This window comes from Virgibacillus necropolis (assembly GCF_044793635.1).
In the GTDB taxonomy this organism is placed as follows: Bacteria; Bacillota; Bacilli; order Bacillales; family Amphibacillaceae; genus Virgibacillus_F; species Virgibacillus_F necropolis_A.
Genome location: NZ_CP084992.1, coordinates 544,154 through 558,335, shown reverse-complemented (window position 1 = coordinate 558,335; position 14,182 = coordinate 544,154). Strand labels below are relative to the sequence as shown.

15 protein-coding genes are annotated in these 14,182 nt (G+C 35.2%); 13 read left to right on the top strand and 2 right to left on the bottom strand.

Features of this window, described 5'->3' with window-relative positions:
* Nucleotides 1–8 precede the first annotated feature (8 nt).
* The 7 genes from LG329_RS02885 (at nucleotide 9) to LG329_RS02855 (ending at nucleotide 5,962) form a co-directional block, all read left to right on the top strand.
* Nucleotides 9–587 (top strand): nicotinate-nucleotide adenylyltransferase, encoded by a 579-nt coding sequence (locus LG329_RS02885; RefSeq protein WP_404453094.1) that lies wholly within the window; start codon nucleotides 9–11, stop codon nucleotides 585–587.
* On the top strand, nucleotides 565–1,131 hold the full coding sequence (gene yqeK / locus LG329_RS02880; protein ID WP_404453092.1) for a bis(5'-nucleosyl)-tetraphosphatase (symmetrical) YqeK: 567 nt from the start codon (nucleotides 565–567) through the stop codon (nucleotides 1,129–1,131). The genes LG329_RS02885 and yqeK overlap by 23 nt, the downstream gene beginning before the upstream one ends.
* Before the next feature lie 49 nt (nucleotides 1,132–1,180).
* Nucleotides 1,181–1,537 (top strand): ribosome silencing factor, encoded by a 357-nt coding sequence (gene rsfS, locus LG329_RS02875; RefSeq protein ID WP_404453090.1) that lies wholly within the window; start codon nucleotides 1,181–1,183, stop codon nucleotides 1,535–1,537.
* A gap of 4 nt (nucleotides 1,538–1,541) precedes the next feature.
* Nucleotides 1,542–2,300: a class I SAM-dependent DNA methyltransferase gene (locus tag LG329_RS02870; RefSeq protein WP_404453088.1), complete on the top strand. Its 759-nt coding sequence runs from the start codon at nucleotides 1,542–1,544 to the stop codon at nucleotides 2,298–2,300.
* A gap of 131 nt (nucleotides 2,301–2,431) precedes the next feature.
* Nucleotides 2,432–3,010 (top strand): helix-hairpin-helix domain-containing protein, encoded by a 579-nt coding sequence (locus LG329_RS02865; RefSeq protein WP_404453086.1) that lies wholly within the window; start codon nucleotides 2,432–2,434, stop codon nucleotides 3,008–3,010.
* A 69-nt stretch (nucleotides 3,011–3,079) separates the two neighbouring features.
* The gene (locus tag LG329_RS02860; protein ID WP_404453084.1) at nucleotides 3,080–3,649 is read left to right on the top strand and encodes a ComE operon protein 2; all 570 of its coding nucleotides are present in this window, start codon (nucleotides 3,080–3,082) and stop codon (nucleotides 3,647–3,649) included.
* Between the two features lie 15 nt (nucleotides 3,650–3,664).
* Complete coding sequence (locus LG329_RS02855) at nucleotides 3,665–5,962, top strand: DNA internalization-related competence protein ComEC/Rec2 (RefSeq protein WP_404453082.1); 2,298 nt, start codon at nucleotides 3,665–3,667, stop codon at nucleotides 5,960–5,962.
* Nucleotides 5,963–6,117: 155 nt separating this feature from the next.
* On the opposite strand, the gene LG329_RS02850 is transcribed toward LG329_RS02855, so the two are convergent.
* Nucleotides 6,118–6,252, bottom strand: a complete 135-nt coding sequence (locus tag LG329_RS02850; protein WP_404453080.1) for a YqzM family protein — start codon at nucleotides 6,250–6,252, stop codon at nucleotides 6,118–6,120.
* A gap of 277 nt (nucleotides 6,253–6,529) precedes the next feature.
* Here LG329_RS02850 and holA point away from each other — a divergent pair, with 277 nt between their 5' ends.
* Nucleotides 6,530–7,576 (top strand): DNA polymerase III subunit delta, encoded by a 1,047-nt coding sequence (gene holA / locus LG329_RS02845; protein WP_404453079.1) that lies wholly within the window; start codon nucleotides 6,530–6,532, stop codon nucleotides 7,574–7,576.
* A gap of 64 nt (nucleotides 7,577–7,640) precedes the next feature.
* Here the strand turns inward: holA and rpsT are convergent, their stop codons facing one another.
* On the bottom strand, nucleotides 7,641–7,907 hold the full coding sequence (rpsT, locus tag LG329_RS02840; protein WP_404453077.1) for a 30S ribosomal protein S20: 267 nt from the start codon (nucleotides 7,905–7,907) through the stop codon (nucleotides 7,641–7,643).
* Nucleotides 7,908–8,086: 179 nt separating this feature from the next.
* On the opposite strand from rpsT, the gene gpr reads away from it, so the two are divergent.
* From gpr to hemW, 5 genes are all read left to right on the top strand, one after another.
* Entirely contained in the window at nucleotides 8,087–9,184 is a 1,098-nt protein-coding gene (gpr, locus tag LG329_RS02835; RefSeq protein ID WP_404453075.1) for a GPR endopeptidase, read from the top strand.
* Nucleotides 9,185–9,284: 100 nt separating this feature from the next.
* Nucleotides 9,285–10,451: a stage II sporulation protein P gene (gene spoIIP, locus LG329_RS02830; protein ID WP_404453073.1), complete on the top strand. Its 1,167-nt coding sequence runs from the start codon at nucleotides 9,285–9,287 to the stop codon at nucleotides 10,449–10,451.
* A 2-nt stretch (nucleotides 10,452–10,453) separates the two neighbouring features.
* Entirely contained in the window at nucleotides 10,454–10,768 is a 315-nt protein-coding gene (locus LG329_RS02825) for a hypothetical protein (RefSeq protein WP_404453071.1), read from the top strand.
* Between the two features lie 333 nt (nucleotides 10,769–11,101).
* Complete coding sequence (gene lepA / locus LG329_RS02820; protein ID WP_404453069.1) at nucleotides 11,102–12,910, top strand: translation elongation factor 4; 1,809 nt, start codon at nucleotides 11,102–11,104, stop codon at nucleotides 12,908–12,910.
* A gap of 107 nt (nucleotides 12,911–13,017) precedes the next feature.
* Nucleotides 13,018–14,175: a radical SAM family heme chaperone HemW gene (gene hemW / locus LG329_RS02815; RefSeq protein WP_404453067.1), complete on the top strand. Its 1,158-nt coding sequence runs from the start codon at nucleotides 13,018–13,020 to the stop codon at nucleotides 14,173–14,175.
* The last annotated feature ends 7 nt before the right edge of the window (nucleotides 14,176–14,182 follow it).

Genomic DNA, 14,182 nt, shown 5'->3' with positions numbered 1-14,182 from the left:
AGTATATCATGAGACGTGTAGGCATTTTAGGTGGAACATTCGACCCACCACATCTTGGCCATTTAATTATTGCTGAAGAGGTCCGTCTTTCGTTAAGTTTAGAAGGAATATGGTTTATTCCTTCGCAGGAACCTCCGCATAAGAATAAAGCATTCATAAATGCTGAGAACCGTGTCGAAATGGTTCGAAAAGCAATTGAGGGTAATTCTTACTTTAAATTGAATACAATAGAAGTAGATCGTTTAGGTAAGTCATTTACATTTGATACACTTAAGATATTAACAAATGAACACCCTGACGTATCTTTTTATTTTATTATTGGTGCCGATATGGTGGAATACCTACCTAAATGGCACAAAATCAATGAATTGATGGAAATGGTTTCGTTTGTTGGGGTGAAAAGAATTGGCTCGCAGTTGGATACTCCTTATCCAATTAAACTAGTGGATATTCCGAATATCGAAATTTCTTCTACAATGATTCGAGACCGGATATATAAAAATGCTTCCATAAAATATTACCTACCTGAAGCAGTTATACGTTATATAAAGGAGAAGCGATTGTATGAGGAAAGACGAAGCAATTAAAATCGTTCAGCCAGCTTTAACAGAAGAACGATTTAAACATACCTTACGAGTTGCAGAAACTGCAGTAGGGTTAGCAGACATGTATCAAGTATCAAAAGAAAAAGTCGAACTGGCAGCAATCTTTCATGATTATGCGAAGTATCGACCATTAAAAGAAATGAAAGAGTTTATATTGAACAGTCAATTACCAAACGATCTATTGGATTATCATCATGAAGTTTGGCACGGTCCTGTTGCATCAGTGGTGGTAGAAGAACAATTTGGAATTAACGACAGGGAAATAAAAGATGCCATACGTTATCACACAACAGGTAAAGCAGGTCTCGGAATAGTTGAAAAGGTTATTTTTCTTGCTGATTATATTGAACCTGGAAGATCTTTCCCAGGTATTGAAAAGGTTCGGGACATGGCACGTAAGGATTTAAATCACGCTTGTTGGATGGTATCACGGAATACAATACAATTTCTACTATCTAAAAATGCAACGATTTATCCTGATTCATTTCACGCGTACAATTATTTTCTAACATTAATGAATAAATAGGTTTTGCCACGTTTTTTTCTAAACAAAATTATATGGAGGTTTTAATTAGATGAATAGTAATGAAATTGTGCAATTAGTAGCAGAAGCTAGTGACGATAAGCGAGCGGAAGATATTGTTGCTTTGGATATGAATGAAGTTTCATTAATCGCGGATTACTTTTTAATTTGTCATGGTAGTAATGAAAGACAGGTTCAGGCAATTGCTCGTTCGATCAAGGATGCTGCTGAAGAGAAAGGAATTTCTGTAAAACGTTTAGAAGGTTACGAACAAGCTAGATGGATTTTAGTTGATATTGGCGATGTTGTTTGTCATGTTTTCCATAAGGATGAGCGTTCTTATTATAACTTAGAACGTCTCTGGGGGGACGCTGCACGGGTATCATTAAGTGTAGGGCAAGAAGGGTAAACAAATGGCTTATCAACAAATGGCAAAGCTCTATGACAAGCTTATGGATGATGCACCATATGATCAATGGTCTGATATTACAAAAAAAATTTTAAAACAGTCATCTATTCGAGCAAATCGTATTGTAGATTTAGGTTGTGGAACTGGACAAATAACAACACGACTTGCGAAAGATGGTTACCAAATGATCGGAATAGATTATTCGATAGATATGCTAAGTTACGCTGAACAACGAGCAAGTGAACAAAGGCTTTCCGTTCAGTGGATCAACCAGGATATACGCGAAACTGATGGTATTACAGAAATGGACGCCGTAGTAAGCTATTGTGATGTCGTCAATTATATAACAACTGAGGAAGAACTAAATTTGGTTTTTGCCAATGTTGCAAACATGTTAATAGATGATGGAATGTTTATATTTGATGTGCATTCCTTGTATCATGTAGAACATGATTTAATAAATCAAACTTTTGCTACGGTAGAAGATGATGTGTCCTCCATCTGGTTTTGCTCACCAGGGAAGGATGCGGGTGAAATGTTTCATGATCTTACCTTTTTTGTTTCATCCGAAGACAAATCCTATTCGAGATTCGATGAATATCATCATCAAAAAACATTTTCTATTGAGGTATATCGTAAACTTTTAGAACAAAATGGACTGCAAATTCGAAATATATACGGTGATTTTTCTCTGAAAGAGGAAAGCCTTCATGATAATACGGAAAGAATCTTCTTTGTTGCAGAAAAAAGATCGACGAAATAATATTTTGTCGATCTTTATTTTTTTAGAAGGATATAGGCAGTTAACGTCGAATTATATTATAAGGTTAAGATATTTTTCTAATCCCACACAATTTTTAGCATTTCACCTCATTAAAAGGAAGTGTCCCCTCATTGATCAATCTTTTCAAGAAAAACCTGTTTTTTATTGTGATTGGAATAGCAGCAGTACTATTTTTATTTGTGTTTAACGATAAGCCAGACCAAGAAAAGGCAGTAGAAGTAAAACCACTAAAAGCAGCAAGTAACGACTCCAAAACTCTACAAGAAACTACACTTGCATACGTAGACGTAAAAGGCGAGGTAGATAGTCCTGGGGTTTATGAAATTTCAATCAACTCACGTGTAGAAGATGTGATTAATTTAGCCGGCGGATTTACCAACAAAGCGGATCAGTCTGTCATAAACTTGGCGCAAAAGGTTCAAGATGAGATGATTATTTTGGTACCAAAAGTCGGTGAATCCTTGGTAATGGAAAAAGATGGGGAGACAAATCCCACAAAAATTAGACTTAATTATGCCACGCAAGAAGAAATTGAACAATTAAATGGTATTGGACCTTCAAAGGCTCAAGCGATTATTCAATATCGGGAGGAGAATGGTTTATTTCACAAGGTTGAAGATGTTTTGAATGTACCGGGAATTGGTGAAAAGACGCTTGAAAATATGAAGGAAAACATACAAGTTCCTTAAACCATTGACGAAAATAATTACCTGCATGTACACTTATTTTTATACATTATAGATGAAGGTGGAATTAGCATGGAACGGATATCATGGGATCAATATTTTATGGCTCAGAGCCATTTGTTAGCATTAAGAAGTACTTGTGAACGATTGACAGTAGGCGCGACGATAGTTCGGGATAAGCGAATTATAGCAGGCGGATATAATGGTAGTGTTTCTGGAGATTCTCATTGCATCGATGAAGGTTGTTATGTCGTTGATGGTCATTGTGTACGAACGGTTCACGCAGAGGCAAATGCACTCCTGCAATGTGCGAAATTCGGTGTTCCAACAGAGGACTCAGAAATGTACGTTACTCATTTTCCATGCTTACAGTGCTGTAAAACCATTATTCAAAGTGGTGTGAGAACGGTATATTATGCTGCCGACTACAAAAATGACTCATATGCTGTTGAATTGTTTGAAAAATCCGGAGTACATACGCAAAAGGTTGAGCTCGAATCTACCGCAGTTGATGTAAACCCTGGGGAGAAAGCATCCTATGTGGAGTTATTGTTAAACAAACTTGAAGGAACATCAATTGATGATAAGCAACTAAAGGAATATAAAAATGAAGCACAACGACTATTTAATGTGCAGAAATGATAGGGTACAACGAATATGAAGGGATATTGGCACTTCTTTGCCCTCTCGGTATTATTAAGTATATTGACGGTAGTTTTTAATAATAAAGCCTTTATAATTATTTTATTTCTATGGCTATTTTATCTTTATAAACGAAGAAAACTTGGCCTTGGATCAATCATTTTATCTTTGTTGTTTTATATTGGTTTCTGTAGCTATATACCTTCGATTGATTCAGGAAAAAACGACAAATCAACTATGGAACAGGATACTAGTGGAGAAATACAAGGAACCATTAGTAGTCCTGTTACAACAACTAGTAAGAAATTAGAATTCGTGGTTCGAGAAAAGACATCAGACAATAAATTGTTTGTTTTAGCATTTAAACAAGAAAAGGAAGTATGGAATCAGAATCAGTTAAATCAATTAAAACATGGCGCGATCTGTTCTATAAAAGGTTCATTAGAATTACCAGATCGTAGCAGAAACCCCGGACAATTTGATTATCGTACCTATTTGCTTACAAAAGGTATTTCTTATCAACTCACCATTCCCTCGTTAGAAAACATCACATGTGAAGGATCATCTTACCTCCATTATATTTTTCAGACACGAACATCCCTCATTAATTTTGTAATCTCCAAAACAGATCCGTATACAGCAAAATGGTTATCAGCACTTATTTTAGGTGATGATTCTCAGTTAGATGAAAAAACAATAGAATTGTTTCAAAAGTGGAATTTATCTCATCTATTAGCTATTTCAGGATTAAATGTTGGCATAATAATTGCTATAACGTATTTCCTTTTAATAAAACTTAATTTGCTTACTAGGGAAAAAGCACAATGGCTGATGATCTTTATACTACCCTTATACGCTCTAATCGCAGGGGGAGAACCATCAGTATGGAGAGCGTGTTTAATGGTATTTGTATTTATTATTTTACGGAAATTGAATACAATTTTTACACTCACAGATGTATTAAGTATTCTTTTTATATTAATGATCTTGTTTGATGAATTTATCGTTTATCATATCGGTTTTCAGCTTTCCTTTTTGGTGACGCTAGGATTGTTACTCTCAGGAAAGTGGATATCATCAACAAAGTCATCCTTAATGATAAGTCTACAAATTAGTTTTATGGCGCAAATGATGATTATCCCATTGCAATTAGCTTATTTTTACACCTTCCAGCCTTTATCAATGCTATTAAATGTTTTCGTAATACCGTATTTCTCCTTTTTTGTAATACCAATTATGTTCATTATTCTACTGCTTTCTCCTTTCTCAAACACGATATTAAGTGTACTAAGCACGATTTTTGAAATCACAAACCAAGCTGTAATCGATTTGATACAAAAGGTTGATCAAGTTGCCTTTTTTCCTTATATAATTGGACCACTACCATTAATCGCAGTCGTCCTTTACTATGTACTCTTTTTATTACTAATGGATGCTCTACAACGTGAAGAAAATTTACGTGCCATGCAGATAGGTGGTTTAACGGTCATACTTTTAACTTTCATTGCTATAAAACCATATCTATCGCCTTACGGCACAATAACCATGTTAGATATTGGACAAGGAGACAGCTTCCTTATCGAACTTCCATACCGTAAAGCTGTTTTCTTTATCGATGCAGGAGCAAAAATGTCTTTTGAGAATAAACAAGCAAGTGACGTGAAATATAAGCAGGTTATTAAGCCTTATTTATATGCGAATGGTATCGCTAAAATAGACGCAATATTTGTTACACATGAAGATGTCGATCATGTCGGGAGCGTTCCATTTATAATAGATGATTTTAAAGTTGACGAAGTGTTCCTAAGTGATTTTTATCAGCTCCCAGTTGCCACCATAAACAAATGGAATGATAAAAATATCGCTGTACAGCGACTATTAGCTGGTACTAAAATTGACTTTCATGGTTCTCCCATACAAGTATTATCTCCACACTCGGATAAAATGGAAACCAATGCAAATTCACTTGTACTTCATATGAAACTGGGCGGTCTTGGATGGTTGTTCACTGGAGATATCGATAAACATATAGAAGGGGAGATAATAAAAAGGTATCCTGGACTTACTTTTGATGTACTTAAGGTTGCTCATCATGGCAGCGATTCATCCACGGACAAAGCATTTGTTGAACAATATAAACCCAAGGTTGCCTTGATCTCAGTCGGAGAAGATAATTCATATGGTCACCCTACCGAAGACGTATTAGATGTACTTCAAGATGAAGAAATGGTTATTTTTCGAACTGATGAGGACGGTGCCGTTCAATATCGATTTAAAAAGAAGAAAGGAACATTTATAAAATATTTACCATAAGTTATAAGAAAAGCGCAAACGCCTTTTATCCTGCTAGGCCATTCGTATTAAAGACGAGACGAATGGCGTGTTTTATTAATATAAAAAAAGAGACTGTCATCAGCGTTCAGTCTCTTTTTCATCTAATTTATAAGTTGGTAATATGTAGCTATTTATTATTGTCCTAAGAAATTAACTAGTACACCAATAAAGAAAATTAAAGCAAAGAATACAAATGAGAAGACAAATCCCAAACCAGAATCTACTACATCATTATTTTTTGACTGGACGTCATTTTCAAATTCGTTCACAACTATCCCTCCTATATCATCTTTAGTATAAAATAAATGCGTGAAAAAATCCATAAAATTCTTTACACCATTTTTAGTAAGAGTTAACATCTATACTTTTTACTTTACTGGTTAATCTAAAAATAATCAAATATCGTTTGGCACATAGATTCCTGGGGCTATTTGGCAAACGTTTATATAAATGAGGGGATCTTTAGATAGGATTCCCTCTAAAATTCCTTGCTATTCCATCTTTTTCAATTTAGGATTATGTATATACATAATTGGAGTGAATAAGATGTCTTACCTCGATATTGCACAAAAAATCAAAGAAAATAAATTAGCACCTATTTATTTGTTATATGGAACGGAATCTTTTTTTATACAGGATATAAAAAAACAGATTACAAATGCAGTTTTGCCTGATGGGGATTTCGAAAATTTGTCTACATATGATTTAGATGAAACTCCTGTTCAAGAGTTAATTTCGGACGCAGAAACTTATCCATTATTTGGAGAACGAAAATTAATAATTGCTAATAACCCTTCTTTTTTAAAAGCAAAACCAAATAAAATACTATTTGAGCATGATCTAGATCGGCTACAAATGTATATCGAAAATCCTGTTGATTATTCTACAGTTGTATTTATAGCGGAATATGAAAAAATAGATGAACGTAAAAAAGTAACAAAAATAATTAAAAAAAATGCTTCCGTTGCTAAGTGTGATCCAATTAAAGAACACGAGCTTTCCAAATGGATTAAAACAATTGCCAAGCAATATCATATAACAATTGAACCTGATGCATATGATGTTATTGAAGGAGAACTTGAGGCTAATCTTCATTTATTACAGAACGAGATGATGAAGTTCGCACTGTATGTCGGAGAAGGCGGAAGTGTAAGTAAAGATGATGCAGAAATGCTAATATCTCACACATTAAAAAATTCATCTTTACGATTGGTGGATGCTGTAATAGAAGGGGATATACGTAAGGCGATTTCAATTTATCGAGACCTTCTCAAAATGAAAGAAGAGCCAATTGCGATGGTAGCGCTGTTAGCATATCAGTTTCGTACCCTGTTACGAGTGAAACTTTTAAAGCAAAAAGGTTACAGTCAAGCCCAGATGCAAAAGCAACTTGGAATTCATCCTTTCGTCGTTAAAATAGCTCTATCCAGGGAGAATAAATTTACTATTGATCAATTATCATTATTTATTGATAAATTAACAAATGCTGATGCAGATATGAAACAAGGGAAGATGGAGAAGGAACTGGCATTTGATTTGTTACTGTATGATTTAACGAATTCAAAAAACAGGAGCGCTAGAAAGCACAGTTAAACAGAAAAAAATAGCCAACTAAAAAACGATCCTGATGTGGGATCGTTTTGTGTTGGTCATTTATTTACGCGCTTAGTTCGTTAACCATTTTCGCTAAGCGTGATTTTTTGCGATTACCATTATTTTGATGGACAATCCCATTTTGTACTGCTTTATCAATTTTTTTGTTCGCTTGTTGTAGAGCAGCTTTTGCGTTATCAGCATCATTTGCTTTAACTAATTTTTCAACACGCTTAACTTGTGTGCGCATATCTGATTTATATGACTGGTTTAAGTCATGTTTTTTCTGATTAACTTCAACACGTTTAATTGCAGATTTAATATTAGCCATTATTTCACCTCCTGAAAACACCGATTCATATCTATGTGAACCAATGATATTTTATCAGAGCACGACACTGTTTTCAATAGCTTTATTATCTATTCGCTGAAATTGTATGATTTTGACCTTAAATGTGAAGTCTATGAGTAAGAAAAAGAAAATAACTTATTTTGGAGGTTATGGAGTACATGGCGAAATCAAATGAAGAATTTCAGGTACGTACAGACTTAGCAATTGAAGCGAAGGATATGTATGTAGAACAAGAAGATTCACAAGCTGATCAAATGCGAGGTATCAATATAACAGAACGTACAGAGAATGATATCAAGATCTCATATGTAGAAATAGATGAAACTGGAGCAAATATAATTGATAAAAGACCTGGAACATACATTACCCTTTATGCGGATGGTGTGAAAAGACAAGATACAAAACGACAAGAAAATGCTGCGGGTCTACTAGCAAAAGAATTAGAACAATTACTGGAAAAAAATAATCTATCACCAAATGCAAAATGTTTAATTGTTGGTTTAGGGAATTGGAATGTAACACCAGACGCTCTCGGACCAATGGCAGTAGAAAAAATGTTGGTAACCAGCCACTTATTTAAACTTGAACACGAATCTGTTGCAGATGGATATCGTTCCGTAGCTGCAGTTACACCTGGTGTTATGGGATTAACAGGTATGGAAACAAGCGATATTATTTTTGGGATTGTGGAGAAATTTAAACCGGAATTCGTCATTGCAATAGATGCACTGGCTTCACGATCAATTGAACGAGTAAATGAGACGATACAGCTTTCGGACGCAGGAATAAATCCCGGTTCTGGTGTTGGAAATAAACGGAAAGAAATTAGTAAAGATACATTGGGAATTCCAGTTTTTGCCATTGGAGTTCCCACCGTAGTTGATGCAGCAACGATTACCAGTGACACTATCGATTTCCTACTAAAGCATTTTGGAAGAGAATGGCGTGAAAAGGATAATCCATCAAAATCTTTAGCACCAGCAAGTATGACATTTGGTGAAAAAGAATTTAATGAAGAGGATTTACCAGATGAAGAAAAAAGAAATACTTTTTTAGGAATTGTCGGAAATCTATCAGAAGAAGAAAAACGATCATTGATTCGAGAGGTTCTGACACCTATTGGTCATAATTTAATGGTAACGCCGAAAGAAGTAGATGGTTTTATGAAGGACATGGCAACCGTTGTAGCTACTGGAATTAACGCGGCACTCCACGAAACTGTTGATGTCACAAATTTTTCTGCTTATACACGATAAAACTGTCAACACTAAATAAATGAAAGATTATGTTCTAGTTTCTGAAGACAGGTCATAGATTTACTATATATATGTCACTGTCTTCAGAAAGGATGGAACAATGAACCTCAATCATAAACCTACTCGCTTCCCTTTTTATAAAAAAGGTGGATTGTATATCCTTTGTATCGTGCTATTGTTTGTTTCTATTGGAGCTTTAACAACAATTGCACCTGCCTATCGTTTTTCGTCAAAGACGCTAACAGAATGGACGAGTAAGGTAGAAAGTACAACATTCTTATATTTGCTAGGAATGGAAAATAGAGCATTTCAAGAAGCGTTTCCAAAGGGGAAGACACTCTTAAAACTATCAGATACACTATTTGAATTAACGACAAGCATTAAACCACACGATGTAAGAAGTCTATTAGGACGAGAATTGCCAGGTTTTTCTGGCTTTAATAATCGTATTGTTGTTGCAGGTGAAGGAACAAACTATACAAATCTGCCTATCGAATCCCCGCCACCACTAGATGATATATTAAAAGATAGAGAAGCAGAAGTTAAAGAGCCTACTAAACCGGAAAAAGAAACAACTGATAAAGAAGAAAATCCAGTCAAATTGGAAGAAAATGCGGTATTTATTTATAACACACATAATAGGGAGTCATTCCTACCACATTTACCGAAAGTTGATGACCCGGATTTAGCTTTCCATGGCGAGGTTAATGTAACCAAAGTAAGTGAAAGGTTTGCGGAATCACTTGAAGATAATGGGATTGGAGCGGTTGTTGATCACACTGATTTTACAAAAATATTACATGAAAAAGATATGGAACGTTGGCAATTCTATGATGTATCAAGAAATGCTGTGAAAGAAGCATTTGCGTCATATGAAAATTTAAAATACGTATTTGATATCCACAGGGATGCTCAACCAAGAGATATAACCACAACAAAAATCAATGGAAAATCATTCGCTAGAATTGCAATAGTAGTTGGAGGAGAAAATGCTGGGTTTGAGGAAAATATGACAATTGCTAGGGAATTAAATTCTATGATAGATAAAAAATATCCTGGATTAAGTAGGGGAATTATTATAAATGAAGGCCCTGGAAACAATGGTGTTTATAATCAGGATTTATCCGAAAATGCATTAATATTCGAATTTGGTGGGTATGGCAACAATTTAGAGGAGCTGTACCGAACAGCAGATGCACTAGCAGAAGTATTTAGTGATTTTTATTTTGATGCTGAAAAAGTTTCGACAGAGGCAAAGGAGGGATAGTCATGAAATCTATTGTTGTATTATTACTGTTAGTATTGTTTTTCGTATCAGGAATGCTATTTGGAGTAGAGCATGACCGTACTGAATTTACCTTGCCTAATGTAGAAACAATTGATGAAGAAGAACCTAACGTGCAACCTGAAGCTGACATTCAAGGTTCTCCAGTAAATGAAAAAGTAACTGTTGATAGTAGTGAGTACAAAGAAGCTCCAGTTCATTTTACACAAAAAATGGCATCCTTTATTGAAGGGATTGTAAAAGGTTTTTATGGAATAATTGTCCAATTGCTTTATCAAGTTGTTCAGCTGTTTTACTAAATCTTTAAATATCCTCCTTTCTTTTAGTATGAAAGTTATTACTAAAAGAGAAGGGGTTTTATTTTTTCCACGGTAGCTTTGACGTACAGGACGTAACGCTTTTATCGGAAAGCATGTATCGCCTAATGCCCTTTTGGCACCTTCCTATGATAGTAGTTCAACATAGTCGAACGTATTTAATTGCTACGCTCTTCGTGTTTCCTTTATTCAGGCGCTTCCGCTTTTGTTCTTGAATGTCTTACTGTCAATTGCTATAATCAATCCTAGTAAACGACGTTAAAATTAACACTTTATTTATGAGAGTGGCAAAAAATGTAGGAGTGAACATCACTAATGGTGAAAAAACAACGCAACGTTCGTAATTTTTCGATCATCGCACATATTGATCATGGTAAGTCAACATTGGCGGATCGAATATTAGAAAATACAAAAGCAATAACACAACGTGAAATGAAAGAGCAGTTTCTTGATGCAATGGATTTAGAACGAGAACGTGGAATTACAATAAAATTAAATGCAGTGCAACTAAGTTATACAAGTAAAGCTGGTGAAGAATTTATTTTTCACTTAATTGATACACCAGGACATGTCGATTTTACATACGAAGTATCACGAAGCCTTGCAGCATGTGAGGGAGCTATCTTAGTTGTGGATGCGGCGCAAGGTATAGAGGCACAAACACTAGCAAATGTTTATTTAGCATTAGATAATGAGTTGGAAATCATCCCTGTTATTAATAAAATCGATTTACCTAATGCAGACACAGACCGAGTTACGCAGGAATTAGTAGATGTAATTGGTATCGATCCAGACGATGTAATTTTAGCATCAGCAAAGGATGGAATTGGGATTGATGAAATTCTTGAGAGTATTGTGGAAACAATACCTGCTCCAGTGGGAAATGTTGATAACCCGTTACAAGCGCTTATCTTTGACTCGCTTTACGATGCCTATCGTGGCGTAATCGCTTATGTTTGTGTAAAAGAAGGCTCTATTAAGATCGGCGATAAAGTTAAAATGATGGCGACCGGAAAAGAATTTGAGGTCAATGAAGTCGGTGTATTCTCCCCTAAACCATTGAAAAAAGATGAATTAACGGTGGGAGATGTAGGATACCTAACCGCTTCAATTAAAAATGTTGGCGATACACGTGTTGGTGATACAATTACACATAGCCATAATCAAGCAGAGACCGCTTTGCCGGGTTATCGTAAGTTAAATCCAATGGTATTCTGTGGGTTATTTCCAATAGATTCTAATCAGTATAATGATCTTCGTGAGGCATTGGAACGTTTAGAACTAAATGATTCCTCCCTTCAATATGATGCAGAAACATCACAGGCTTTAGGGTTTGGATTTCGTTGTGGGTTTTTAGGGCTATTACACATGGAGATTATCCAAGAGAGAATAGAACGTGAATTTAACATAGGGTTAATCACCACCGCTCCAAGTGTTATCTACGAAGTGGAAAAGGTTGATGAGGAAATTATTGAAATTGATAACCCGTCTGAGCTGCCGGATCAACAATCAATCACTGAAATCCGGGAACCATTTGTCAAAGCAACCATCATGGTTCCAAATGATTACGTTGGAACAGTAATGGAGCTTTCCCAGAAAAAACGGGGTCAATTTGTAGATATGGAATACATTGATGATATCCGTGTAAATGTAATTTATCATATTCCTTTGTCGGAGATTGTGTATGATTTCTTCGACCAATTAAAATCACAGACAAAGGGATATGCTTCATTTGATTATGAATTAATCGGATACAGGGTATCAAATCTCGTGAAGATGGATATTTTGTTAAATAATGAAACAATAGATGCACTATCTATTATCGTGCATCGGGATTTTGCATATGAACGAGGTAAACAAATTGTAGATACATTAAAAGATTTGATACCACGACAGCAATTTGAAGTGCCAGTACAAGCTGCAATTGGAAATAAAATCGTAGCGAGATCGACCATTAAAGCGATGCGGAAAAATGTTCTTTCTAAATGTTATGGTGGAGATATATCACGTAAACGCAAGTTGCTTGAGAAGCAAAAAGAAGGTAAAAAGCGTATGAAAATGGTAGGATCAGTAGAGGTACCACAAGAAGCGTTTATGGCAGTTTTAAAAATAAGTGACGATTGATTATAGTCTTTTAATAAAGGGTGAACTTTATCGTTGTATTCACATCGAAAAGTTTGTCCCTTTTCTTTTGTCTCAATATATTTAATGATTCTAAGGGGTGAACTCATTTGGTACAATCCGTTTATATACATATCCCGTTTTGTCAGCAGATATGTCATTACTGTGATTTTACAAAGTTCTTTTATAACGAAAAATTGGCAGATGACTACATGGAAGCACTATCCAATGAAATAAGAACCAATGTCGATGGTGTGAAAAATTCCGTTAAAACCATTTTCATTGGTGGCGGTACACCAACCGCACTTAACTTAAATCAATTAGAGTTGTTATTACGAGTGATTGATGAAAAGTTTGATGTTGAGGCCAGCGCGGAATATACCATTGAAGCGAATCCAGGTGACTTTGATGAAGACAAGGCGAAACTATTAAAAACCTATGGAGTAAACCGTGTATCATTAGGTGTGCAAGCATTTGATAACCAATTGCTAGAGGATATTGGTAGGCTTCATAAAATTAAAGACGTGTACGAGACAGTGAATCTATTAAAAAAGCATGGGCTTTATAATATAAGTATTGATTTAATTTATGCTTTACCAAATCAAAGTGTGGAAGGTTTTGAAAAATCATTACAAGAGGCGGTTCAATTTGATTTACCACATTACTCAACCTATTCCCTGCAAATAGAACCAAAAACTGTTTTCTATCAACGTCATAAAAAAGGAAAGTTACATCGACCACCACAAGACGACGAAGTTCGCATGTATGAAATATTAAGAGATACAATGAAAAAAAACGGAATTCAGCAATATGAAATTAGCAATTTCGCAAAACCAGGGTTTGAAAGTAAGCATAATTTAACATACTGGAATAATGACTATTATTATGGGTTTGGTGCTGGAGCCCACGGCTATTTACCGGGCAAACGAACTGGAAACATTAGACCACTTCCTGCGTATGTGAAGCAAGCGATGAAGGATGGACATCCAATTTTAACTACAGAAGAAATAGGGTTAAAAGAAATGATAGAAGAAGAGATGTTCCTAGGTTTACGCAAACGTGAGGGAGTTAGTAAATTAAAGTTCGAACAAAAATTTTCAGTTCCAGTGAAACAACTTTACAGCCAACCAATAACCCAATTAGTGGAAAAAGGCTGGCTGAATGATAAAGGGGGTATGATCACATTAACCCCAGAAGGAATCCTGTTTGGAAATGAAGTTTTTGCCCAATTTTTATTAGAAGATGAAAATTTGAGCCATCTACGTTGACAAAAAA

Bases quoted from the DNA above. Each gene is read 5' to 3' on its own strand.
- LG329_RS02860 (WP_404453084.1), top strand. From the start codon at position 3,080: ATGGAACGGATATCATGGGATCAATATTTTATGGCTCAGAGCCATTTG.
- rsfS (WP_404453090.1), top strand. From the start codon at position 1,181: ATGAATAGTAATGAAATTGTGCAATTAGTAGCAGAAGCTAGTGACGAT.
- LG329_RS02855 (WP_404453082.1), top strand. From the start codon at position 3,665: ATGAAGGGATATTGGCACTTCTTTGCCCTCTCGGTATTATTAAGTATA.
- holA (WP_404453079.1), top strand. From the start codon at position 6,530: ATGTCTTACCTCGATATTGCACAAAAAATCAAAGAAAATAAATTAGCA.
- gpr (WP_404453075.1), top strand. From the start codon at position 8,087: ATGGCGAAATCAAATGAAGAATTTCAGGTACGTACAGACTTAGCAATT.
- lepA (WP_404453069.1), top strand. From the start codon at position 11,102: ATGGTGAAAAAACAACGCAACGTTCGTAATTTTTCGATCATCGCACAT.
- yqeK (WP_404453092.1), top strand. From the start codon at position 565: ATGAGGAAAGACGAAGCAATTAAAATCGTTCAGCCAGCTTTAACAGAA.
- LG329_RS02885 (WP_404453094.1), top strand. From the start codon at position 9: ATGAGACGTGTAGGCATTTTAGGTGGAACATTCGACCCACCACATCTT.
- LG329_RS02870 (WP_404453088.1), top strand. From the start codon at position 1,542: ATGGCTTATCAACAAATGGCAAAGCTCTATGACAAGCTTATGGATGAT.
- rpsT (WP_404453077.1), bottom strand. From the start codon at position 7,907: ATGGCTAATATTAAATCTGCAATTAAACGTGTTGAAGTTAATCAGAAA.
- LG329_RS02825 (WP_404453071.1), top strand. From the start codon at position 10,454: ATGAAATCTATTGTTGTATTATTACTGTTAGTATTGTTTTTCGTATCA.
- spoIIP (WP_404453073.1), top strand. From the start codon at position 9,285: ATGAACCTCAATCATAAACCTACTCGCTTCCCTTTTTATAAAAAAGGT.